This window comes from Bartonella vinsonii subsp. arupensis OK-94-513 (assembly GCF_000278235.1).
Taxonomy (GTDB): domain Bacteria; phylum Pseudomonadota; class Alphaproteobacteria; order Rhizobiales; family Rhizobiaceae; genus Bartonella; species Bartonella arupensis.
In genome coordinates, this window is record NZ_JH725037.1 from 524459 (window position 1) to 547880 (window position 23422).

23 protein-coding genes and 1 pseudogene are annotated in these 23422 nt (G+C 38.4%); 7 read left to right on the plus strand and 17 right to left on the minus strand.

The features are described 5' to 3' along the window. The first annotated feature begins 350 nt into the window (after positions 1–350). Genes sdhC through ME1_RS02145 form a run of 4 tightly spaced genes read left to right on the plus strand, consistent with a single transcriptional unit; the run spans position 351 to position 3800 of the window. Positions 351–752 carry a succinate dehydrogenase, cytochrome b556 subunit gene (gene sdhC / locus ME1_RS02130; RefSeq protein WP_004862591.1) on the plus strand — a complete coding sequence of 134 codons (402 nt, stop codon included), beginning with the start codon at positions 351–353 and terminating at the stop codon, positions 750–752. An 18-nt stretch (positions 753–770) separates the two neighbouring features. After that, positions 771–1157, plus strand: a complete 387-nt coding sequence (gene sdhD, locus ME1_RS02135; RefSeq protein ID WP_004862593.1) for a succinate dehydrogenase, hydrophobic membrane anchor protein — start codon at positions 771–773, stop codon at positions 1155–1157. 4 nt (positions 1158–1161) lie between these two features. After that, positions 1162–3006 (plus strand): succinate dehydrogenase flavoprotein subunit, encoded by a 1845-nt coding sequence (sdhA, locus tag ME1_RS02140; RefSeq protein WP_004862595.1) that lies wholly within the window; start codon positions 1162–1164, stop codon positions 3004–3006. A gap of 14 nt (positions 3007–3020) precedes the next feature. Continuing rightward, on the plus strand, positions 3021–3800 hold the full coding sequence (locus tag ME1_RS02145; RefSeq protein WP_004862596.1) for a succinate dehydrogenase iron-sulfur subunit: 780 nt from the start codon (positions 3021–3023) through the stop codon (positions 3798–3800). Between the two features lie 1265 nt (positions 3801–5065). On the opposite strand, the gene virB11 is transcribed toward ME1_RS02145, so the two are convergent. The 16 genes and pseudogenes from virB11 to ME1_RS02225 form a co-directional block, all read right to left on the minus strand. Then, positions 5066–6130, minus strand: a complete 1065-nt coding sequence (virB11, locus tag ME1_RS02150; protein ID WP_196793133.1) for a P-type DNA transfer ATPase VirB11 — start codon at positions 6128–6130, stop codon at positions 5066–5068. After that, positions 6102–7262 (minus strand): type IV secretion system protein VirB10, encoded by a 1161-nt coding sequence (virB10, locus tag ME1_RS02155; protein ID WP_004862600.1) that lies wholly within the window; start codon positions 7260–7262, stop codon positions 6102–6104. Before virB10 ends, virB11 begins: the two co-directional genes overlap by 29 nt. Beyond that, positions 7262–8068: a P-type conjugative transfer protein VirB9 gene (virB9, locus tag ME1_RS02160; RefSeq protein WP_004862602.1), complete on the minus strand. Its 807-nt coding sequence runs from the start codon at positions 8066–8068 to the stop codon at positions 7262–7264. The genes virB10 and virB9 overlap by 1 nt, the downstream gene beginning before the upstream one ends. Before the next feature lie 13 nt (positions 8069–8081). After that, positions 8082–8780 carry a VirB8 family type IV secretion system protein gene (locus ME1_RS02165; protein WP_004862605.1) on the minus strand — a complete coding sequence of 233 codons (699 nt, stop codon included), beginning with the start codon at positions 8778–8780 and terminating at the stop codon, positions 8082–8084. Beyond that, complete coding sequence (locus ME1_RS02170) at positions 8777–8920, minus strand: hypothetical protein (RefSeq protein ID WP_004862607.1); 144 nt, start codon at positions 8918–8920, stop codon at positions 8777–8779. Before ME1_RS02170 ends, ME1_RS02165 begins: the two co-directional genes overlap by 4 nt. 180 nt (positions 8921–9100) lie before the next feature. Further along, positions 9101–9985 (minus strand): TrbL/VirB6 family protein, encoded by an 885-nt coding sequence (locus tag ME1_RS02175; protein WP_004862610.1) that lies wholly within the window; start codon positions 9983–9985, stop codon positions 9101–9103. Positions 9986–10211: 226 nt separating this feature from the next. Next, the gene (locus tag ME1_RS02180) at positions 10212–10991 is read right to left on the minus strand and encodes a TrbJ/VirB5 family protein (RefSeq protein WP_004862612.1); all 780 of its coding nucleotides are present in this window, start codon (positions 10989–10991) and stop codon (positions 10212–10214) included. Further along, positions 10988–13459 (minus strand): VirB4 family type IV secretion/conjugal transfer ATPase TrwK, encoded by a 2472-nt coding sequence (trwK, locus tag ME1_RS02185; RefSeq protein ID WP_004862614.1) that lies wholly within the window; start codon positions 13457–13459, stop codon positions 10988–10990. Before trwK ends, ME1_RS02180 begins: the two co-directional genes overlap by 4 nt. Positions 13460–13461: 2 nt before the next feature. Further along, positions 13462–13770, minus strand: a complete 309-nt coding sequence (locus ME1_RS02190) for a VirB3 family type IV secretion system protein (RefSeq protein ID WP_004862616.1) — start codon at positions 13768–13770, stop codon at positions 13462–13464. A gap of 14 nt (positions 13771–13784) precedes the next feature. After that, the gene (locus ME1_RS02195; protein ID WP_004862618.1) at positions 13785–14096 is read right to left on the minus strand and encodes a hypothetical protein; all 312 of its coding nucleotides are present in this window, start codon (positions 14094–14096) and stop codon (positions 13785–13787) included. Positions 14097–14239: 143 nt separating this feature from the next. Continuing rightward, positions 14240–14551, minus strand: coding sequence for a VirB2 family type IV secretion system major pilin TrwL (trwL, locus tag ME1_RS02200; RefSeq protein WP_004862621.1), 312 nt, complete (start codon positions 14549–14551; stop codon positions 14240–14242). A gap of 120 nt (positions 14552–14671) precedes the next feature. After that, positions 14672–14989, minus strand: coding sequence for a VirB2 family type IV secretion system major pilin TrwL (trwL, locus tag ME1_RS02205; RefSeq protein ID WP_004862623.1), 318 nt, complete (start codon positions 14987–14989; stop codon positions 14672–14674). A gap of 139 nt (positions 14990–15128) precedes the next feature. Continuing rightward, positions 15129–15449, minus strand: coding sequence for a VirB2 family type IV secretion system major pilin TrwL (gene trwL, locus ME1_RS02210; RefSeq protein ID WP_004862626.1), 321 nt, complete (start codon positions 15447–15449; stop codon positions 15129–15131). 155 nt (positions 15450–15604) lie between these two features. Continuing rightward, positions 15605–15922, minus strand: a complete 318-nt coding sequence (gene trwL / locus ME1_RS02215) for a VirB2 family type IV secretion system major pilin TrwL (RefSeq protein ID WP_004862631.1) — start codon at positions 15920–15922, stop codon at positions 15605–15607. Next, positions 15885–16185, minus strand: a pseudogene (korA, locus tag ME1_RS02220) (KorA family transcriptional regulator). The gene trwL (ME1_RS02215) and the pseudogene korA overlap by 38 nt, the downstream one beginning before the upstream one ends. A gap of 74 nt (positions 16186–16259) precedes the next feature. Further along, complete coding sequence (locus tag ME1_RS02225; protein WP_004862639.1) at positions 16260–16880, minus strand: lysozyme family protein; 621 nt, start codon at positions 16878–16880, stop codon at positions 16260–16262. Positions 16881–17631: 751 nt separating this feature from the next. Here ME1_RS02225 and ME1_RS02235 point away from each other — a divergent pair. Beyond that, positions 17632–17919 carry an H-NS histone family protein gene (locus tag ME1_RS02235; RefSeq protein ID WP_004862646.1) on the plus strand — a complete coding sequence of 96 codons (288 nt, stop codon included), beginning with the start codon at positions 17632–17634 and terminating at the stop codon, positions 17917–17919. 607 nt (positions 17920–18526) lie between these two features. Here ME1_RS02235 and ME1_RS02240 read toward each other — a convergent pair. Continuing rightward, on the minus strand, positions 18527–19822 hold the full coding sequence (locus ME1_RS02240) for a ubiquinone biosynthesis hydroxylase (RefSeq protein WP_425338801.1): 1296 nt from the start codon (positions 19820–19822) through the stop codon (positions 18527–18529). 419 nt (positions 19823–20241) lie between these two features. On the opposite strand from ME1_RS02240, the gene ME1_RS02245 reads away from it, so the two are divergent. Then, positions 20242–22677, plus strand: a complete 2436-nt coding sequence (locus ME1_RS02245; protein ID WP_004862651.1) for a DNA translocase FtsK — start codon at positions 20242–20244, stop codon at positions 22675–22677. 109 nt (positions 22678–22786) lie between these two features. Continuing rightward, the gene (locus ME1_RS02250; RefSeq protein ID WP_004862656.1) at positions 22787–23410 is read left to right on the plus strand and encodes a LolA family protein; all 624 of its coding nucleotides are present in this window, start codon (positions 22787–22789) and stop codon (positions 23408–23410) included. Positions 23411–23422 lie beyond the last annotated feature (12 nt).

Genomic DNA, 23422 nt, shown 5'->3' on the forward strand with positions numbered 1-23422 from the left:
TCTCTTGTAATTGCGGCTGAAATCTGAAACTATAGATCTTAGGAGACATACCATTTATATTGAAAACAAGGGTGCCTATACTTGAAAAAAATGTGTTTTCCTCTTTGAGAAAAGATGTTAGGCCTTTGACGTGAAGATAAAATTGTATTAGATAAAGCGGGTTTTATAGCTTATATCTGTAGAACAATCGGTTTTTTTATGCGTGACCTTTAATCCGTTATTTGAGATAACCGACCTGTAATATTGGCATCTTGAGATGCCAAATAAATTGGAAATATAATGCACTTTGTTATTTTGTGCGGATCTTATCGTGCACGATGCAGTTGCATAAAACCAGGTCAGGATGTTTTATGACAGAGACAATTAGGAGAAAAGAGCGCCCTCGTTCCCCCCATGTGAGCATTTATCGTTGGACTATCACAATGGCGATGTCCATTGCGCATCGTATCACCGGTATGGCTCTTTATTTTGGTATAGTTTTTCTCGCTCTTTGGTTAATGTCAATTGCTTGTGGAGCTGAGGCGTTTAGAACAGTGAATGAGATTTATAGTTCTTTGCCTGGGCTTTGTATTTTATTTCTTTATACCCTTGCTGGGGTTCATCACATGGTTGGTGGTGTTCGTCACATTGTTTGGGATTTGAAACCTTGTCTTTTAGCGAAAGAAAAGGCAACGGTGACTGCGTGGGTTACAGTGTTTATTTCTCTTATTGTTACTTTTGCCATTTGGATTATTGGATATAGCATTGTTTAGCTGGGGGTGGAGAGGGCTATGAAAAAAGATTTTCGAACAGAACTTGCAAAAGCACGTGGACGTGGAAGTGCGCATGAAGGAACAGAGCATTTTTGGTTACAGCGTTTGACAGGTTTTATCAATCTACCGCTTTTGATATTTTTTATTGTTCTTATTCTCTCACTCGTTGGAAAGGACTATAGCATTGTGCGTGCACGGCTTTCACATCCGATTGTGGCTGTTTTAATGGGTTTAATGACTTTCTCAGTTCTTTATCATATGAAACTTGGAATGCAGGTGGTTATTGAAGATTATATTCCACGTGAAGGTTTCCGGATATTCTTTTTGGCATTAAATGTTTTGTTTTGTTTTGTTTGTGGGGGTGTCATCATTTTTGCTCTTTTGAAAATTGCATTAGGGGGTTAAACATATGGTGCGTACAGGATCATCTCTGGGTGCTAAAGCAGGTAATGCCCCTTATCACTTTGTGGATCATAAATTTGATGTTGTTGTGGTGGGGGCAGGCGGTGCTGGTTTGCGCGCTACGCTTGGTATGGCAGAGCAAGGATTAAAAACAGCCTGTATCACAAAGGTTTTCCCAACCAGATCGCACACGGTGGCAGCACAGGGGGGCATCGCTGCTTCACTTTCCAATATGGGACCTGACAATTGGCAATGGCATTTGTATGATACAGTAAAAGGGTCTGATTGGTTGGGCGATACCGATGCAATGGAATATTTGGTCCGTAACGCACCCGCTGCTGTATATGAATTAGAACATTATGGGGTGCCTTTTTCGCGGACACAAGAAGGTAAAATTTATCAACGTCCTTTTGGGGGACATACCACACAGTTTGGTGAAGGTCCACCTGTTCAACGTACTTGTGCAGCAGCTGATCGCACGGGGCATGCAATTTTGCATACGCTTTATGGACAGAGCTTGAAACATAATGCGCAGTTTTTTATTGAATATTTTGCGCTTGATTTGATTATGACGGATGGTGTGTGTACCGGTGTTGTGGCGTGGAATCTCGATGATGGTACAATACACCGTTTTTCAGCAAAGATGGTTGTTCTCGCAACTGGTGGTTATGGACGGGCTTATTTTTCAGCAACATCAGCACATACTTGTACCGGTGATGGGGGAGGAATGATTGCGCGTGCTGGATTACCTCTTCAGGATATGGAATTTGTTCAATTTCATCCTACAGGTATTTATGGTTCCGGATGTTTAATCACAGAAGGAGCGCGTGGTGAAGGCGGTTATCTGATCAATTCTGAAGGTGAGCGCTTTATGGAGCGATATGCGCCGTCCTTTAAGGATTTGGCTTCACGTGATCTTGTTTCACGCTGTATCACGCTTGAAATTCGCGAAGGGCGCGGTGTTGGTCCGAAGAAAGATCATATCCATTTGGTTCTCAACCATATTGATCCGGCTATATTGCATGAGCGTTTACCAGGAATTTCTGAATCAGCACGGATTTTCGCAGGGGTTGATGTCACAAAAGAACCTATCCCCATTCTTCCAACGGTTCATTACAATATGGGCGGGATTCCTACCAATTATTATGGAGAAGTTCTTAATCCAACACCTGATTCGCCTGATCGTGTTCAACCAGGTTTAATGGCTGTAGGGGAAGCTGGATGTGCCTCAGTCCATGGTGCTAATCGTTTGGGGTCAAATTCATTGATTGATCTTGTGGTATTTGGTCGTGCTGCTGCAATTCGTGCTGGTGAAGTCATTGATCGTGATGCCGAAATTCCACCTCTTAATGAAATAGCTGTTGACGAAATTATAGCGCGTTTTGATCGTTTGCGTTTTGCCCAAGGGGGAACACCAACCGCTGTTTTGCGTGAGAAAATGCAACGGACTATGCAAGAAGATGCTGCAGTGTTCCGTACAGAAGATTCTTTGCAACAAGGATGTCAGCGGATAAGCAAAATCTGGGATGAACTTTCTGATCTCAAAGTGACAGATCGCTCATTGATATGGAATTCTGATTTGGTTGAAACATTAGAGCTTGAAAATCTGATGGCCAATGCAATTACGACTGTCTATTCCGCAGAAGCGCGTTTAGAAAGCCGAGGCGCCCATGCGCGTGAAGATTATCCAGAACGTGACGACAAAAATTGGCGTAAACATACACTTTCACATTTATCAAAAGATGGAAAAGTTACTTTAGCCTATCGGCCTGTTCATGTTGATCCGTTAACATCTGAGGCAGATGGTGGTATTGATTTAAAGCGTATCGCACCTAAAAAGCGTGTTTATTAAGGGGAGAATGAATTATGGTACAAATTAAGCTTCCCAAAAATTCTCAAGTAAAACCAGGAAAGGTTTGGCCTAAACCTGAAGGTGCTACGCGGTTAACAGAATTTCATGTTTATCGTTGGTCACCTGATGATGAAGAAAATCCTCATCTGGATACTTATTATGTAGATCGTTCAGCTTGTGGACCGATGATTCTCGATGGGCTTTTGTTTATCAAAAATCATATTGATCCAACTTTGACACTGCGTCGGTCGTGCCGTGAAGGAATTTGTGGTTCATGTGCCATGAATATTGATGGAACCAATACCTTGGCTTGTACAAAAGGGATGGATGACGTAAAGCACCCCATAAAGGTCTATCCTCTGCCTTCTATGCCCGTTGTTAAAGATTTGGTTCCTGATTTGAAGCGTTTTTATGCGCAACACCGTGTAATTGAACCTTGGTTGCAAACCGTCTCACCAGAACCTGCAAAGGAATGGTTACAAAGTCACTCTGATCGCCAAAAAATTGATGGTCTTTATGAATGTATTTTGTGTGCTTGTTGTCAAACATCTTGTCCAAGTTATTGGTGGAATGGTGATCGTTATTTAGGGCCAGCTATTTTACTCCAAGCTTATCGTTGGATTGCTGATTCACGCGATGAAATGTGTGGCGAGCGTCTTGATAATTTAGAGGACCCTTTCCGGCTTTATCGCTGTCATACAATTATGAATTGTACACAAACTTGTCCAAAGGGATTAAATCCAGCTAAGGCAATCGCTGAGATTAAAAAACTCATGGTTGAACGTCGCCTTTAAAAACTTACTAGTTAATGAGAGACATGTGAAAAAAGAGAAGGTGTGCTTGTTTTTTAGCTAATGCACAAGATCCAGTTTGTAAAAGCATTGGCTTTGTATGAAACTTAAAAAAACACTTATCATTTTTTAAAAAGAGGTATGTATTTGCTTAAAGCAAAAGAGATATCCCGTTAAAAAATACATTTTGAATGTGCATAAAAACTGTAACAAATTGATATCTTAGACAAATTCAACCGTCATAGAAATTATACCTAATTTTATGGGCCTTTATGGATGCTTGTTTTACACTCTTTCATGTTTATCCATAAAAATAGATGTTTACGGTAGTTTTCGTTTTTGCTTTATCGTTGAGTTTTCTTGTTGCTTGCGGGCAAGTGCAAGAAACTTGTTTGAGTAACAAAAAATGTCTCGTTCCTTTTCAACATAAAAGAGGGAACTCTATAGCAACTGTAGAGAGCATGGTTTATCACTTTTTGTTGTTTGTTTTTTTCAAGGCAATGAAGATGTTTTGCTTATTTTATCGCATTTACTTTCCTATGTTGTTTCGTGGGGAGTGTAAGCTGTGTGTGATTTTATGGAAAAAACTTATATGCACAATTATTCCAATGGGTCATGAATGGTCTATCACTACAAAATTTTGCTAAAAAAGAAGTGAAAATGGGAGGAGTTTACATCAATCAAAATATCGTAAAATTGCTTTTCAAGGTATTTTTAGATGAAAATTTGGCTTTTTACAAAAAATGAACTTTTGTGCAAAGAACGTTTTAGTAGCAATTCCTCATAACTACGCAATAATGAGGCTTCATATGTTATGCTGTTTATGCATTTCCATTACCGAAATTGGAATATAATTTGTTTTTGTTAAATTTTCAATTTAATACGTTAAGCTATCCGTATCGATAGACTGTATAAAGGTTGTTTGCTTTAAAAACATATGCGTTGATAGCTTGCAAATGAAATGAAGAGTTTTTAACGCTAAATTGTCTTTATGACAACAATTATTTGTAATGAACTCATGTAAATATTTCATAGAACTTTTGTTGATATGCAAATCAAAAGCTTTTCCTTTTGCTAACATATTTATTTTTTAGTGATTTTGTTCTTCCATTGAAGGAATGATCATCAATTTTTCCTTTGCTGTAAAAGTGAAAGGTTCAACAGATCAAAAGAGGTAGGGAATGTTTTAAAAAGGTTAAATAAAAAGCCGCAACAATTTGTTGCGGCTTTTGTTGTTTTATGTAATCTCTCTCAGAGAAAAGTCTTATTTAGACTATCTTTGATTTAGAAAAAATTGGATCATAAAAGACTTCAGAAAGCTTTCTATCCTTGAAAAATAATATCACATCCACTGTCGTGTAAAGCACTATCTTTATCATTTCGATATCAAGTTGACGACCAATTTCTGACCTTTTTATCAATGTTGCGCATCGTTCAAATGTCTGCAATGCATTGTTGGCGTGCGTTGTTGTAATTGACCCAGGATGACCAGTATTCAAGGAATTCAGATATTCCCATGCTTCATTACCACGCAGTTCAGCGAGAAAAATGCGATCAGGTGATTGGCGCATACAGGCATCAAGACATTCCTCAGCTGAAACACGTCCCACTCCATAACCATACAGCATATGCACATGATTAGGATGATTGGGAAGAAAAAGCTCATGGACATCTTCAATCGTGATAATGCGCTCTTCTACAGGCACCTTTTCAATTAAGGAACGGGCAAAGGTTGTTTTACCTGATCCTGTTTTGCCGGAAATGATAATATTTCGTTTGTTCAGAACGCATTTTTCTAAGAATTCAAGAATTTTACCTTCACGCTTTAATTGCAGGAGTTGCACTTCAAACGGTTCTAATCGTGTGAAATCCTGTTTTGAGAGTGAGTTATTTGCTTCCTCCTCTGAAGGTTTATTAAAGCTCACATCGGTAAAATTACTAAATGTTCCTTCACTGTTGAGTTCATCTAGAGTTTTAACCGTAAGAGAATGCTTACGAATCATAAAAGAGAGTGAACCATCGATGACAGCTGGTGTTTGTATAATGGTGCCTCGTTGCCCTCCAGGTAACCGCACGTAATTTATGCATTTGGGAGCCATACCATTATAAACAATAATAGCTGTTATAAGCGTCTGTAAAAAAGCAGGCGTTAACTCTGGTACGCTATGTACTTGCCATCCCCCCACGCTTTTTGTCCATACTTCACAGGGACGGCAGATTGATAATTCCGTGATTTTTGGATCTTCTAAGAAATGATCAAGTGGTTGCAAAAGTTGTGCAACTGCTTGATCTTTCTGTATTGGGTTAGCGTGTAACGAGACTGTAGACATCACTAAAATCCAAATCACGAGCAACAAAAATATTCACTCTTTCACCTTGGTTTTTGTAGAGTGTCGGCGTGATATTAATGGAGTGTTGAAGAAGGTCGGCCACCACAGATTCAGCACCTTGCATATTTTGAGATTGCGAATTTTCCTTATTTCCTCGACCAATTTTGCCTTTTGCCCATTCTCCTAAATCACCGATTATGCTCACCATGATCGCTCCACCAAATCGTTGCCAAAAATGTGTATCGACCCAACCACCAATGCCCGATTCACCAAGTGGACCTGTGCCAGGTGAGTCAAGATTGACGATAACACCAGAAGGTGTTTCGATACGTGACCATTGTACAAAAACACGCGTTTGCCCTTGTTGTATGCCGCTTTGATAAAAACCAACGACCTTAGAACCACGATCTAGCAAGACAACGCGACCACTCGTAGAATAAACATCACGTGTTAAATGACATGTCGTCATGCCCGGTTGTGTTGTGATAATTTTTGTTTCTAATGTGCAGTCTATTTGCGTACCCTGCGTAATCAAGAGATCACGGTTATGAAGTTGAACCGCATGCGATTGGCCTAAACGCACAGGCTGAAGTTGGTCGAATAATACACCACTGTTTCTATCATTCTCAGATGTTTTACTTTTTGAATTTTCTGAAGAGCCTTCGCTACCACCACCGTTGTTAAGACCCGAACTGAACATACGCTTGCGTGCTAATTCTTCAGAATCTTTGAGTAAATGTGGCGGAATGGTTGTTTGAAGAAGCTTTGCTAAGGTTGGTGGAATTTCAAGTGCTGAGTCTTCTGTTTGTGTTGGTTTGTCTACCTCTTCTACAACTTTAGGCTCTTCTATGGCGCGAGGAGTATAGCTAGGGATAATTTGTTGCACTGTTTGTTGTGGTTTTTCTTCCTCAACGTCTACGGCATTGCGCATTTTTAAAGCCTTCCATGTCAGAGCAATTGGCACTGCCACTACGACAATGAGTCCTACCATTAATAAAGCACGTGCACCAGGAACTGTTGGACGGCGTTCTGTACCTAATTCAGAGCTACCATAGGCACCTTCAATATTTTTTTGTTCGATTTCGTCAAGTTTTCTGCCTTGGTTATTCTCATCTCCTTTCTTATTGTTGAACATCACTTTCCTCCTTTATTGATGCGGTGAACCACCGAAGATATTGTTCCAGTTGTGTTTGGTATACCATTGGGGTCATAGGCTTCATTGAAAACAGCTAAAGCACTTTTGCCAAGCCGTATGAGCCACTTGGGGTTGACCTTATGAACGGCGATGATATCATTAGCACTACCTACAATAGTACGTGGTATAAGGCTTTCATTGCCTTCAGCATCCACTACGTAGATTGATGGCATATCCATGTTGGTAGGAAATTTGAAATAGGTAATACGTCCATTATCCCAAGCGTTTATCGGGGCAATATTTTGGTTGCCACTCATGGTGTAGCTCAGATTATACCCGTTCACAACTTGGTGAAAACCACGTTCAATGGCAAGGCGTTGCTTGTTTTCATCTAACTTTTGAGAATCGGTGCTGGGATAATGGAAAGCTAATTCATAAGTAGCTCCAGCACGGTCATTTCGAAATTGTAGTCGAAATTTGTAGCTCCGTTTGTCAGTAACAACAATAAGGTTTGTATTGGCGAGTTCTGCTTTGGGTTTAATAAAAATATGCCGCCCTTTATGGGCAAAAGCATAGGCTTCCGAATCACCAAAAGCATGGGTGATATATTGTTCACCTTCTTCAAGGATAATATGTGTTGCTACACCAAGAACCGTTTCAATTTGCACTACATCAGCCACGTTATATGTTACATAGCGTATGCGGTGATCGTATTGTGAATTGGATGGAGTTTTGAGCGCCTGCACGGGTAGCGTATAAAGAGAAGAAAATGAGGAGAGTAAGACAACAAATGCAAGTTTTTTCATAATAATCAATTCCTTAATTATTCAACAGTATTTCCGGGTCAGTGCGGTAACTTGTTACTTGGAAACCAAGGGGGTTAAGCAATCGATCAGATGATTTCATTGGTGCACCGACATAGGTGTAGCCAATTGTTGCGATCTGGTGTTGTTTAGGTCCAACGGCACCAGTAGTGTCGTGCTGTTGCGTTGTAAAGCGCACTGTTGCTTGTCCACGTCCATTCGGTTGGATTGATCGCACTTTCACGGTAATGCGTGCTTTGTTGGAAAGCACTTTGTCACGTGCATCTTCACCTTCATAGATCTTATAAAATTCTTGTTGAACCGTTGGTGCGCTTAAAAGTGCTGCAGTGTCATAGTTTAGCTGAATGGTGTCGTAGTCATAAGTTTCACGGTTAAGGACATATTGATTGAGCCAATATCTGTCCACAACTTCGCCATAGCTGGTTTCATGCTCGCGCATTACAGAAATCACATCGACCGCACCTGTTGTATTATCAACGCGTAGCACTAAAGGTGTTGGAGCTGGTTGGGAAAAGCCGACAACTCCACACATCATTCCGAACAACCCAAAAATTCCAACAACACCTGCTACACGCCACGCTGTTCTACGCGATCTTATAAATTCGCTAATGAGATCACGCTCTAATCCTCGGCTTTCTTCATAGTAACTGTTAAGTTGTTCGGCTTTTACTGGTTTAGCTTGCTTTTTTCTCATATTGTTTCTCGCTGAATTTCGGCAGGGACTGTTTTATTCACAGGTATGCGGTTCCAATTACTTGGCTTCTTTAGCTGTGGTGCCGATGCACAAGCTGTTAAAAGGCTTGCAATCAAAATTGCAAAAACGATGTTTTCCATTTTAACACTCCTCTTTTTGCCATGATATAAAATTCTAACATTTTTGTCATTATTTAAATTTTGATTAAAAAGTAAAGCACATAGTTTGCTGTCGTTTCTCTTTTCTTAATTTCATTTTTATTTATAGAAATACTCAACTGCAACATAGATGTTTTCTGTTTTGCGATTAAGATATTTTGATTATTTAATTGTGCGATTGTTACGTGAAGGTAGACTTCCTGCTGCATTTAATCTCCAGAGATATCCAAATGTAACGCCTTTTGCTAAAGCATTGGCAATGCTTGATAGTTTGAGCAACATTATGATGGAGATAATAGATAAGATGAGAACACCACCAAGTGTAAAACCGACATTCTGTTTTCCATCAAATTTCAGATCGATCATATAATTTGCAAAGATATTCATCATGAGACTAAATACAGTGGCTAGGAGTACAATGAGAATTGTATAGCTCAAAATTTGAGATATCCATTGTTCAAAAAAGCGATAAGTTGGTTGCCAGAGCAAAGCAATAATAAAGAGTGGGCCGAGGCCTACGAGGAGTACAAGTGCGATTTTTGCCATCAAAATAAAGGCGCCACCAATTGCAGCTAGGAAGCTTGTTGCAAGCAGAATAAGGATACCGAAGAGTCCGTACAGCAAACCATTGGTATCCAAGAAAGCAGATTCTTCGAAAGCTTCACTTGCACGTATAAAGCCATTTTCAGCTACTTTATCAATCAAACGGATTAACTCACTGTTTTTTGGTGCATCTTTCATCAGTGTACTTAATAAATTATGCGGCATTTCTATTATCACATTTGCAATTTCTTGCTGATAAAGTCCTACAGACAATGCCATTGAAGTAATAATGCTTATCCGCAAGCAACGGCTTAGGAATTCAGAGGCAGGCATATCTATTGCACCGCGAATAATAAGCCATCCATATACAATAAAAGCGATGGTAAGACCGATTGATACGAAAGGTGTAATTGTAGCAATTGCTTTTGAGGAAATATCTATGACATGTGTTTTTGTTGCTTGATCAATGTGAGCGAAAAGTTGCGTAAACATTTTGAAGTCCATGGCATTCCTCTTTAGCGAATTTTAGTTTTCCATTACTTTGAAATATGGGTACATGTCGTATATTTTATTTATATTTATACAATTTCTCCCAGTTTCATCGGATTGTGATGGATTAAGTTTCCATGTATTTTTTCAGAATGTTGAGAGTCCTCAATATGACGTCTAGGCTTTTACCGAGAGAGAAGGTAAAAAATAACGACGTAGAATTCAGTCTGATATAAAAAACTTATCTTATAAATCTTATGGTAGGCATTTCTTTATTTTTACTGTTAAGAATTCTCATATTGCGTTTTTGCTTTTGTTGACTAATAAGTGCTTGTTCAGCATTGCGCGAATGTGCGACCATTTGTAGTTTTGCTGTTTCATTTTGAATCATAGCAAGCATGCCTTTTATGCGTGCCTGTAATTCCGCAATACCTTTTAGATCAGTGGTTACATTTATTTGTTCTACGAGTTCAGAGATTTGCTTAAAACGATTTTCTGATTCTTGAAAAGTTCGTAAACTGACAACTTTATCGATAATCGCTGCATATTGTTTACGTCCTTCGATAGATTTGCGTGCCTCATCAATAGAATTAGAAATTTTTTCCTCTTTTATAATGTCATTGAGCGATTTGAACTTAGATACAAAAATATCATAATTATTTTCATTATAGATTGATTGTGGATCTTTAAGAAAAAAACTGGTGTGATCTGTTTTTATAGCTTCAAGTTGATTAGTGCCTAATTTCCGATTTTGTGTTACGGACTCATGAGTTTCTTCTGTTTTCTTGAGTTGCTGCTTATTTATCTCAAGTTGTTGTTTTATTAATTCAATGAGGTCTACATAGTGCTGCGGTGGAGTAGGCTTTTTAGGAGCTGCATTTTTAGGAGCTGCATTTTTAGGAGATGATCTCCAACTTGGCCATTCTAAAGGCACTACTCCTAATCCAAAATTAAAAGCTTTTGCTGCATTTGTTGTCCCTAAAACTGCTGTTATTGTTAGTAAAATAATTACTTTTTTCATGTTTCCCTCCTATCATTTTTTACATGTTGTAAAAAAACTGGCAACCATATTGCCGGATCATCGCCTACTTCAGCAATAATGCTTTCGGCCAACTCAGCGTTGTCAGGTGTCCCTGATAACACGAGAAGTTCATCACTAAAGTCGCGTTCAATAGTTTTTCCATCGATTGTTACGTGGAATTTGCCGAGATTAAGCTCCGCAAGTGCGGATTGGTCACCCTGTTTTATGAGGAACTGACGACTAAATTCACCAAGTCCTTTGATCAGTTCAAATTCAGCATCTGTAAGTTTAAAACCTTGTGTATAATCTTCATAATTTGCTTTGGGATTAGCTAGAAAAATATAGGTTGCGCACTGTTGAATGAGTGTTTTGGCAATATTGCTTTCTAGGGCATCACTGGGCTCTTGTGTAGCATAAACAAAAATACCATTTTGCTTACGGATAGTTTTTTGTTTGTTTTTTGCTAAATCTTCAAAGTACGGATCTTGTAAAGGTTTCCAAAACTCATCAAAGATATACATAAACCTTTGTCCACTAATCATTCCTTCTGTACGATAAAGCAAATACATCATCACAGGAGTGCGAGTCTCTGGATTATCTAAGAACTCGGTAATATCAAAGCCGTAAATTTGGTGTGTTGAAAGATCAAGAGCATCACTGGGATTGTCAAATAACCATCCATAATCACCACCTTCACACCATTTTATTAAGCGCGCATGAACAGATGGCGATGCGTTATAATCGCTTAAATGCGGATTTGGTAGGAACTGCACTAGAAAAGACAAGCGACGCAGGGATCTATCGATGTTGCTGCTCATAATAGATGTGACAGCTTGGTTAATTTCTTCTTCATCATGGTGCGTGACTTCACCACCAGCTTCAGCCAATTTTTTAACAAATTGTTTCAGAAAAATCAGATTTTCTTGTGTGGGTGGGAGTTGAAATGGGTTGAAGCCGCTCTGTTTGCCAGCTTTAAATGACAGATATCGACCTCCCATCGCCCGAATAGCAATTTCCATGCCACGATCTTTATCAAAAACAACGGTTGTTGGTTTGAATTTTTGCGCTTGCGCTAATAAAAAACCGAGAAGAACAGTTTTACCGGAACCAGATTGCCCGATGAGTGCAGTATTACCAAGTAATCGCTTGTCCGTTGAATCTTCTTCAATTTTCGAGGCATGAAAATTAAAATAAAGTGGCGTTTTACTGGTGGTTTTAAGAATTGTAACCGCAGGCCCCCATGGGTTTCCAGTTGGTTTACCTGACATAAAATTATGAAAGGATGAGAATGACAAAAAGTTCAGCGATGTAATTGGTGCAGGACGTGGCCGCCATTTCCAATTTCCAGGAAGTTGTGCCCAATAACCAGCCTCTATGGCTAAATCTACAGGTTTTGGTAATACCGCAACATCTAGTAATGCTGCACTCGCTTTTGCCATATGGTCACGAACTTGTTGAATTGTATCGCCGTAAAGTGTTAGTGTGCAATGATGCTCACCCATGACAAAATGTCCACCGACAAGCTGGTTAAGTGCTTCGTCAATCTGTTCAATTTGACTCGTCGCCACATCGCGAGCGTCGATAAGATTACGCTGATGCCGCTGTAAATAATCCTTGGCAGCATGTCGTGAAAGTACCGAAAAGCTTTGTGTCAATATGAATTCAAAATCACTTTCCAACAAAACATTTAATTGGCCTGGTTTGGTTGTCGTATCATATTCCTTAATTTCCAGCATTCCAAATCGACGCATGCCACTGGTTGTGCGCAGCTCACCAAGAGCACCCCATTTTGAAAAAAAAGGCCGATTGATAGACATATAATCAGCAAAACGGTCATGGCATATCGGCATAGGACGATACTCGCCATTGACAAGCGTTCCAAGAAACTCAAGTGCAGAAGAATAGGCATGCCCATTTTTTTCATAAGCACCAAGAAGCTCCGCACCGTAACGTTTTAATGATTGACCTAAGGTGTTGTTGATATCATTAAGAGCCTTTATACATGATTCCTGCCGCATCTTTTTTTGATCAAGCGTCTCGCTTTCATGCTGGGAAAAGAATGACATAATTTTATCAGCTATAGGTTGGTAAACAACAGTTAAATACAGGTCATTGACCATCAGATTATAACCAGTAAAGCTTTGCTGGTATTTTTCATCAAGCTGATAGCAAAACATTTGATCAAATGTTGAATCAGGATATTCATAAACGCGCCGGCGTACGATATGAGTCCATAGTGATAAGTTGGCTGATGCAATGCCGCGTAAGGTATTGTTTAACTCTTTTGTCCACTGAAAAATATCTTCTTCTGAAGCGCTTTGATGTGAACGTCCGTCAATCTTCCAAACTGACAAGTACTCCGCATTTTTTGTAGAGATGATCGTGTCTGTAATGTGGTGCGAATAGGGTATAAACAGGCTTACTGGTGTCTCTGATACAAGTCGTTTGCTGCTTTCAACAACCGTCATATTTATCTCCTTTTGCGGTAATTAGAAGGACTGTAACTTGATGCGCCCCAAAAGCCCTTGTTGCGGTTGCGAAATTTTGTATCAATCCACAACCACCAGATACGAAATGCTTTATCATCGTTCTTGGTAATTTGAACCATAATGAACCATAAGGGTGGTGCAATTACCCACAAAAAGATATTTATAGTCATAGCAACAGTCGCAACACCAACAACCATAACGATAAGCGGCATCATAGGCACACCCCAAATTGTTGGAACACGGGTTGCTCCTTTGAATAAAGGAAATGCTTCATGTTTTTGTGGTTTCATGGGCAGCTCTTCAGTTAGTGAATGTAAAACAAGAAAGCGCTAATATAAAATGCTGCGCCTGCAACGATAACACTGAACGACCACCGTATAAATGTAGCTCTTGAAATGATGCGAAATAGATAAATAAGCAATAGAAAGAAAAAAATAACAGCACCAACAATGGGAATAATCATACTTAACCCATATTGCATACCTATAAAAATATCTATAGCTCTGGTTTTTGTTTGAGCATAGGCAGGTTTGTTCATTAAGAATATAATTAATGTTATAATAAAAGTACTGATCTTTTTACCAGTTTCCGCTTGAAGAATAGTTGATTGTTTCATGCTTCTCGTCCTCATTATGAATGAGTTTACTATAAATAATATTTCCTATTTCTATGCATAAGAAAAATTATTACAGATACATCTGCAACCAATTGATATAATGTTAAAAACATTTCGTGCATTTTCTAATTTCATATTTTTCTTCATTTCGGCGCAAATAACATCGCAGTAAGTTGAACTGCTGACCCAGCAATGATAACACCAACCGCCCACCGCACAAATGTATCCTTTTCGATATAGCGCCCTGCGTAACCTATGGCTAAGCATAAAAGTATGACAGCAGCGGCTATAGGGATAATTTTTTCAGTAAGTTCACTCTGTAGCTTGGTTAAAGCGTCCTTAGCATTTTTCAGATCCGCATATGCAGGGTGAGACATAAAAAATGCAGTTACAGCTGCAGAAGTTGCGATAATTCTACTGTTAATTTTTGATTGGGAATTATTAAATTGTTTCATATTTTACTCTAACGTTTTTATATTCTTGATATCGGTAAGATATTCATTGGTTTCGATGCAACTCATGAAAAACCTTTACCTTTAAAAAACACCTTGTATTTCATTACATGATAATTAACGTCATTGTGGTTTAAATAGCATCATGGCAATTTGGGTTGCTGACCCAGCAATGATAACACCAACCGCCCACCGCACAAATGTATCCTTTTCAATATAACGTCCTGCGTAACCTATGGCTAAGCACAAAAGTATAACGGCAGCTGCAATAGGAATAATTTTTTCGACAAGTTCTTTTTGCAAACCGTCTAAAGCTTTTTTTGCATTACCCAGAGTGTTTTGAGCATATACAGGACTGCTTAAAAAAAATACAGTTATAGCTGCAGCAATTGAACTGCTTGTATTATTATTTTTTGAACGGAAATTAATTAATCGCTTCATATTGTTTAGCCTATTAGATTGTAATTGATATCAAAATAGTTTTTGTTTGCAAGATAGAACAAACGTCTCTTGATATGGATGAAATTACTGGATCCCGAACTTTTTTTATATGAAAGAAACATTTCATATCTCAATAAATTCACCCATTAGTTTTAAATAATAAATTCGCAAGTTCGACTGCAGAGCCCGCAATGACAACGCCGATTGCCCATCGTACGAACGTATCTTTTTCGATGTAACGTCCTGCATAACCAATTGCTAAGCACAAAAGTATGACAGCAGCGGCTAGAGGGATAATTATATCTAATTGTTTTTTGAATTCATCTAGAGCTTTTTTTGCATTTTCTAAGCCTTTTGCTTGAGCATACGCATTATGAGTCATAAAAAATACACTTGTTGTAGCAATAATTACGTTAATTCTATTGCTCATTGTTGCTTTAAGAGTATTGAATTGTTTCATATTATTTACCTTTATTCAGAGTATAGTTTGGCATAAAAACTTTTTTCTTAGTTATAAGTAATACCTTATATTGATTGGGTAAAATCACTGAAATTTATACTTCTGTTTGAATAAAAAAGGATACTTCATACTATCAACTTTATGATTCATTCTCACTATACTTTTGTAAACAATAAATTGGCAAGTTCGGCTGCAGATCCTGCAATGACGACGCCGATAGCCCATCGTACAAATGTATCTTTTTCAATGTAGCGGCCTGCATAACCAATTGCTAAGCACAAAAGTATAACAGCAGCTGCGATAGGAATAATTTTTCCCAATTCTGTTTGGAATTTGGTTAAAGCATTTTTTGCATTGTCTAAATTTTGTGCTTGGGCACATATAGGATGAGCCATAAGTAATACAGTAATAGCTGCAGCAGTCTTAATAATTTTATTATGAGCCTTTGTGGGGAGAATATTTGATTGTTTCATGTTTTTTCATCCTGATTAAGTTTAAAATTGCCGTAAACAACACCTCTTTCATGAAGAAATTTAAAGAGATATTTTGGATCAGCCCAAGTCCTTAATTTTCCTCTTTGCGTAAGAAGTGTGTATTTATTTGCTTTTCCAGTTAATGGATCATCTGCAACAAATGTAAAATACCATTCCCTCTCGGAGCGCATCACAACCGTAATTTCACGTGCTGCTTTCTGAGTGAATGCCATATCAACACTGTTTTGTTCTATCATTTTCATTATTATGCCCTCAATTAGAAGAGATTTTATCTAATCTTACTAATTTAGAGCTTTAACATTTCTTTATCTACCTTTCATTCTTGTTGTTTTCTAAAAGAGGCATCTTCTGCTGTAAAAACATCACGAGCACTACTTACCTTATGTGCAAATGCGTCCACTAGTTCTTCTGAAGAGGAAGGAAGAGCTTCTGTTTCTACTGTTTGATCTGACTCTTCTGTATGAAGTTGTACAGGTTCTTGTGATTTGTCACTTGATAATGCAGAAGTTTCCATTGTGATATGGGAGCCAACTTTCCTTACAGAAGTATCAATAAAATCATTTTCGAAACTTTTGGGCTTGTAAAAACTTAGCACAGCTCGCAATATTGTTTTTTTATAGAGACCCGTTAAAGTAGTTTGTACAATTTTAAGATCTTTGCATGAATTATACGTACTCGAACGAGAAACATGGAACCATTTTAGATTCTGAACATCAATTTGTTCTAAAGATATGTCAAAATCATGTCCATTTTTCTTAAGTTGTTCATTTGCTGCGATGGTTTCTCTAAACCTAAATGACTGATGTAATAATTCATCACGCGCATTTATTGCACAGATATCACCCAACGGCTCTTGCATAGCAACAGTTGAAAATGCTGCAGGATGTACAGAAGACGCGCATACAGTAGCAAGCGTTATGAAGTTTGAAATAGTCATAAGCAACACACCTGATGATGAAAAACTCTATTGAGGTAAGCATAAATCCTGCATGGCTCTTTTGATTGCTGCCACACTACATTTCTATAGATCTGTGAAATGAGATTATTTAATTTAAAATGTCTGCCACTAACATAGATTTGATTTCTTTCAAGAACATGTTTAATGCATGACAATACTTGGACAATTATGTAAATGTACGAAAAAAAACCGAATATATTAAACCAACCAATATTATAATTATTACGTTTATAAAAAGAGAGTTTGCTATAAACTGATAACTGTTTTTGGAAGTTTATCGAAGTTGATAGTGTAATATAATCTTCTGATTGTTCAAATCTTTCTGGAGAACATTGATATGAAGGCACAGTCCCCTGTATGCGAACGTATTTTTCATTGTTAAAATAGACTGCACTCTCATTATTTGTGGAGGGCTTGTTCTTTATTGCATATTGCCATAATTTATAGAATGGCGATTTATGTTCACTTTTTACTACTGATTCACAAGAGTCAGAGAGATATGATGGAGTTTGTGCACCCCATTTAGCAATCTCAGGGATTAAACTGAAAAAGGATACAATTGTGACAGCTGAGATACAAATTAATAACTCTTCGTTGTTCAAAGCATATCTCCGTCAAAGTGATATATTCATCGTAATTGTAATTTCGATAATAAATAGACAGAAATTGTCTATAATTGTGTTTAAAATATGGCAAAGCACAATTCTTTTTTGCAAGGGGAGTAATTAAGGTGAATGATCTCAAAAATATGAACTTTGATGAGTTACAAGAGATGCGTGCCCAAATTGATATGGAATTGAAAAAACGACAAGAAAAAGAGAAGCAGAATGCGCGAAGAAAAATTCTTGAAATTGCTAGCGCACATGGAATTAATATCGCTGATCTTGTAAGCAAAGAACGTCATTATAGAAATCCGAACAACCAATGGGAATTGTGGAATGGACGGGGGCGTAGACCTAAGTGGATTAAAGAATGGTTGGAGAATGGTTATGCGCTTGAAGAATTAGAAGTAACATAGTGCATAGGCAATATTTGCAAGCTACGAGCATACCAAGAAATATGAACTTGAGGCATATATTTTTTAGTTTGATGCGTAAAAATGCTAAGCTGATGTGTGAGAATATTGCGTTATTAATAAAACTATAGCGAATACGAATGCGTTTATTCAGGTATGAAAATACGCCATTTTTCGCAGAGCTTTGTATTTTTGCCATGTTGATCTGTAGAACAGTGACTTGGTGCTTTTATGGGTTTTGGTTTCATTCTTGTAAGATTATAGATATCAGGTATTGCTTTTTTCTTTGTTACCGTTTGTATGGTCTAGATGAAAGGATATTTTGGAATGTTTATTGTCAGCGTTCATGATGTGTATCATTAAAAAGAGCACGTTGAAGGACGAAAAAGTGAGGCTATTCTTTAGCCTTTTTCTGTTTTTTTTGTATTGCGCAAGAAGAGGGGCATGCAGTATTCATAAACACCATGATGGTAGAGTGTGGATCACTTTAGAATATATCATACATGGATTTTTCCAGGACATTGGTATTTTAAAATAAATAAAGGAATTCTCTTTTTAAGAAAGAATCTTAATTCATAAATTATAAAAAGTGAAATGGTATGACTTTCGTTCAAAGCGGGAGGCCATGAAGAAGGCGTGGCGCATTGGGAGTGAGGCCGGAAGCTTCTTGAATGAAATATTCCTTTATTTTGGGTGCCTGATTGATAATTCCAAGACCGGCATCTCGGAGTATGCGTAAGAGGAGATTATCATTAGAAAAAAGATGATTAAGCCAATCATTACTCAAAGCCATACGGACAATTTCAAAACGTCTCCAGCTTTGATAGCGCTCTAAAGCAATGAGGGATCCAATATCAAGACCTAATCGCGCTGTTTCAATAATAACTTCGGAAAGTGCGGCGCTATCGCGTAATCCTAAGTTGAGTCCTTGTCCTGCAATCGGGTGAATTGTGTGGGCTGCATCACCAACGAGAGCAAAACGAGGTTTAATGCATTGGCGTGTTAAAGAAAGGCTCAAGGGAAAAATTTGTCGCTCTCCATTCCAAGAGAGTTTTCCAAGTCTATGGCCAATGCGTTTTTTAAGCTCTGTTTCAAAAATAAGAGCATCAGCTTTAAAATAATATTGTGCAGTTTTATGGTGTTCATTCCATACAATGGCAGAGCGATTGCCTTTAAGAGGGAGAAGAGCAAAAGGTCCAGCAGGTAAGAAATGTTGAATTGCTTGACCATGATGGGGTTTTTCATGCTCAATCGTGCAAATGATTGCTGTTTGTTTATAGGAATGAGAAAAGTTTTTAAGACCTGCTTTTTCGCGTAATTTCGAATGTGCTCCGTTGGCAGCAATAAGCAACTTCGTTTGCCAAATTTCTTCATTGCTTAAAGTGACAGTTGTATGTTGATCTTCTTGATGAAAATCAATGACCTGCATGTTTGCAATAAAAGTGATCTCTAGATCTTCGACACGCTTTTTTAAAGCCTTGATAAGGTCTCTATGTTCCACCATAGCAGCAAAGGGTTCGTTAGGAGTAACATCACCTTCAAAGGTTAAAAGCGTTGGCTTGACAGGATCATAGGCGCATGCATCTGTGATGATCATTGAATGAATGGGTTGTGCAGAGGGGTTCATATGCTCCCAACATTGTAGTTGTTTTAACATACGAATAGAAGCAGCAGAAAGGGCGATGGTTCGTATATGAGAAGGGGGAAGTTCTTCTTGAGAAGCAGCATCAACAATATTGATATTTAGATTAGGGGCTGCTTGCTTGAGCGCTATTGCTAAGGTGAGACCAACAGCTGCTCCCCCTGCAATAAGAAGATCGCATTGCCTGATATTTTTATTGGATTTTGTTTTTTTATTAGGTTTTACATTTTTATTGGGATGAGGATACACAACACTTCGTTCCATTGTTGGCAGTTTGTTCGCTTTTAAACAGAATATCTTTTTTAATATCACCTTTTCTACACTATTTCGATTCCTCTTTTTTTTAAAGGACGAGGTTTTCTTCTCACGCTGATCTATAGTGGGTAGGTACTTGATTTTCCTTTTTTTTAACCATTTGTGTGTTTCATTTAGTTTCTCTGGGAAAACTTTGCCCTTAATATTCAATATCGACTTTACACTTTATCAATGCAAAAGAAAACTGAAATACAACAGAAACGATGTGGTCTTTTAAAGATGTAATGAAAGTCTTTTATGTTACGGTCTTAAAGGATCATGTTTTATAAGCATGGTAGAGAAATTGTTATGATTACGATGGTTAAAACTGTGTTAATATTTTTCGGTCATAATTCTTTCATGCGAAGATTTTAATTTGGAATTGATGGATGCACCAAAGTTCTTCTCCTTATGATTCATTAAAAGCACAAAAATCTTACAGTTCACGGCTCATTGAAATGTTTTTGCGCCAGATTGGTGTTTTTATTGGGCTTGGGCTTTTGGGCTTCCTTATTTTTTGTGTTTTTGCTTTGGCAACTTGGAATGCTGCAGATCCATCATTAACCCATGCAAGTACAAATAAAGTTACAAATTTTATGGGGTGGCCAGGTGCAATTTTTTCAGACTTTGTTATGCAATTTTTTGGTTTAGCAAGTCTTGGCGTTTTGTTACCACCATTATTTTGGTCGTTTCTTTTGTTGGCACAAAAGGATATCCATCATTTGATTTTTCGCCTTTTTTTGTGGGTGATATCAACAATTTGTTTTTTAATTTCTTTTGCCCTTATGACACCTGTTGCTTCTTTTACGTATTGGCCGTTGCCGATGGGGTTGGGAGGCGTTTTGGGGGATAAAATTTTAAGTGCTGTTTATTCACTTTTTCCTGTCTTTTTTTCTCCATTTCAGAATGTACTCTTGGGAATGGCTCTTATCCTTTTAGGTTTTTTAATAGCTGCTTTTGCGGGAAATGTAGTATGGAGACGGCGTATAGATAAAAGGAAAATAAAAAAGGTCCAAAAGAAGGAAGCCGTTGATCCTCTCTTCGATATGACAGAAGATGCAGAAGATACGGAACATGTTGAAGAGAGGGGACGATACAGTTTTTTTGCTACAACTTTGGGAGCCATTTTACATCTTTTTTATTTTTTACAAGCGCGTTTTTTTTGTTTCTTCTCTATTAAGCGCTCTCAGAAACAAGGAAAGTCGTTTGATCGGATTGAACCAATTTTCGTGGATGAAAAACCAAAACGTCAGGGAAATCAAGAGAAGGGTCCTCCCGTTAAAAACCGTGTTTCTAAGTCTATAACGGCTTCTTCAAACGGTAGTTTTCTTCTTCCACTTTTGGAGTATCTTTCAGTTTCTCCGCCAGCTGCAAGGGATGCAAAACTTTCACCTGCTGCTTTAAAAGCTAATTCTCATGAACTTGAAGGTGTTTTATTAGATTTTGGGGTTAAGGGAAAAATTATTGATGCACGCCCTGGACCGGTGGTGACCTTGTATGAATTTGAACCCGCTGCTGGTATTAAATCTTCTCGTATTATTGGGCTATCAGATGATATTGCACGATCTATGCGTGCGATTTCAGCACGTGTGGCTGTGGTTCCAGGGCGCAATGTGATTGGAATAGAATTGCCCAATGCAAAACGTGAGATGGTTTATTTGCGGGATATGTTGCAAGCGCGAGAATTTGTGGAAAGCAAAGCAAAATTAGGGCTTGCTTTGGGTAAGACAATTGGTGGGGAAACGGTGATTGCGGATTTAGCAAAAATGCCGCATCTTTTGGTGGCAGGTACGACAGGCTCGGGGAAATCTGTTGCCATTAATACCATGATTTTGTCCTTGCTTTATCGGATGACACCTGAACAATGTCGTCTCATTATGGTAGATCCAAAAATGCTTGAACTTTCCGTTTATGATGGCATTCCCCATTTGTTAACACCCGTGGTAACGGATCCTAAAAAAGCTGTCATTGCACTGAAATGGGCTGTGCGTGAAATGGAAGAGCGCTACAGCAAAATGTCAAAAGTGGGTGTCCGCAATATTGATGGCTTTAATGCGCGTCTTAGGGAAGCAGAAGGGCAGGGTGAGACAATGACGCGCACAATTCAAGTGGGGTTTGATCATGAAACCGGTGAGCCCCTTTATGAGACCGAAACACTTGATTTTAGCCCTATGCCTTATATCGTTGTCATTATTGATGAAATGGCCGATTTGATGATGGTTGCTGGTAAAGACATTGAAGGTGCCGTGCAACGCCTTGCACAAATGGCACGTGCTGCTGGTATCCATGTGATTATGGCAACCCAGCGCCCTTCAGTGGATGTCATTACTGGAACCATTAAAGCCAATTTCCCTACACGCATCTCTTTTTCTGTCAGTTCAAAAATTGATAGCCGGACAATTCTTGGCGAACAGGGGGCTGAGCAATTGTTAGGGCAAGGAGATATGCTCTTCATGATGGGAGGAGGGCGTATCCAGCGGGTTCATGGGCCTTTTGTGGCCGATGATGAAGTGGAGCAGGTGGTAGCCCATCTCAAAGCACAAGCGCGGCCTGATTATTTGGAAACCATTACAGAAGAGATTGCAGAAAATGGCGCGGATGCTTCTTTGACTTCTCCAGCAGCAGATGATCCCTATAGCCAAGCTGTTGCTATTGTTCTTCGTGATCGTAAGGCTTCAACTTCTTATATTCAACGCCGTTTGGGTATCGGTTATAACCGTGCTGCTACATTAATTGAGCGGATGGAAGAAGAAGGCATCATTAGTGCTGCAAATCATGCGGGGAAACGAGAAGTTTTGATCCCTTCTGAAGAAGAACGCTTTTGAAATAAAAATCTTTTGATAGTCTTTGAAAACAATATCTTTACCTTTTAAAGAAGGATATTCTTTTTATCATTATTATGAGATAAATGAATATTCTTTGGGAGCATTTTCTATGAAAACGTCTTTTTCACCACAAAAAAGAGTCATTGGGTTTGTGGGAATTCTTGTCTTTTGGTGCTTAACTTTTCCTGCTTTTTCGCAATCATTTAATAAAATGGCATCCAGTAAAATAGCAAGGGCACAAAATATAGCTAATCACTTTGCCGCAATTAAAACAATGACAGGTGATTTTATTCAGTTTAGTCCAAAGGGGAAAATGTCTCAGGGAACATTTTATTTAGAGCGTCCAGGGAAAATTCGTTTTATTTACAAAAAAATACCCTTACAGATCATTGCAGATGGCCAATTCGTAGGAGTTAACAATCGGGCTCTGAATACTTGGAATTTTTCACAACTTTTTCAAACACCGATGAAATTTTTATTAGATAATAAAATTGATATATCCTCAGGGCGTTTATTAGCATTTCGTGAAGATCCAGGGGCCGTGACAATTGTTCTGCGTGATAAAACTATTGGGGCTGGGCAAATAAGAATGGTTTTTGATTCTAAAAACTATGATTTACGCCAATGGACAATTGTTGATCAACAGAATTTGGAAACCACTGTTCAAATCATGAATGTAAGGACAGGTGTTCGGTTTGCTGATGGGATGTTCACACTTCCCGCTAAGAAATAATGCGCTACCTAC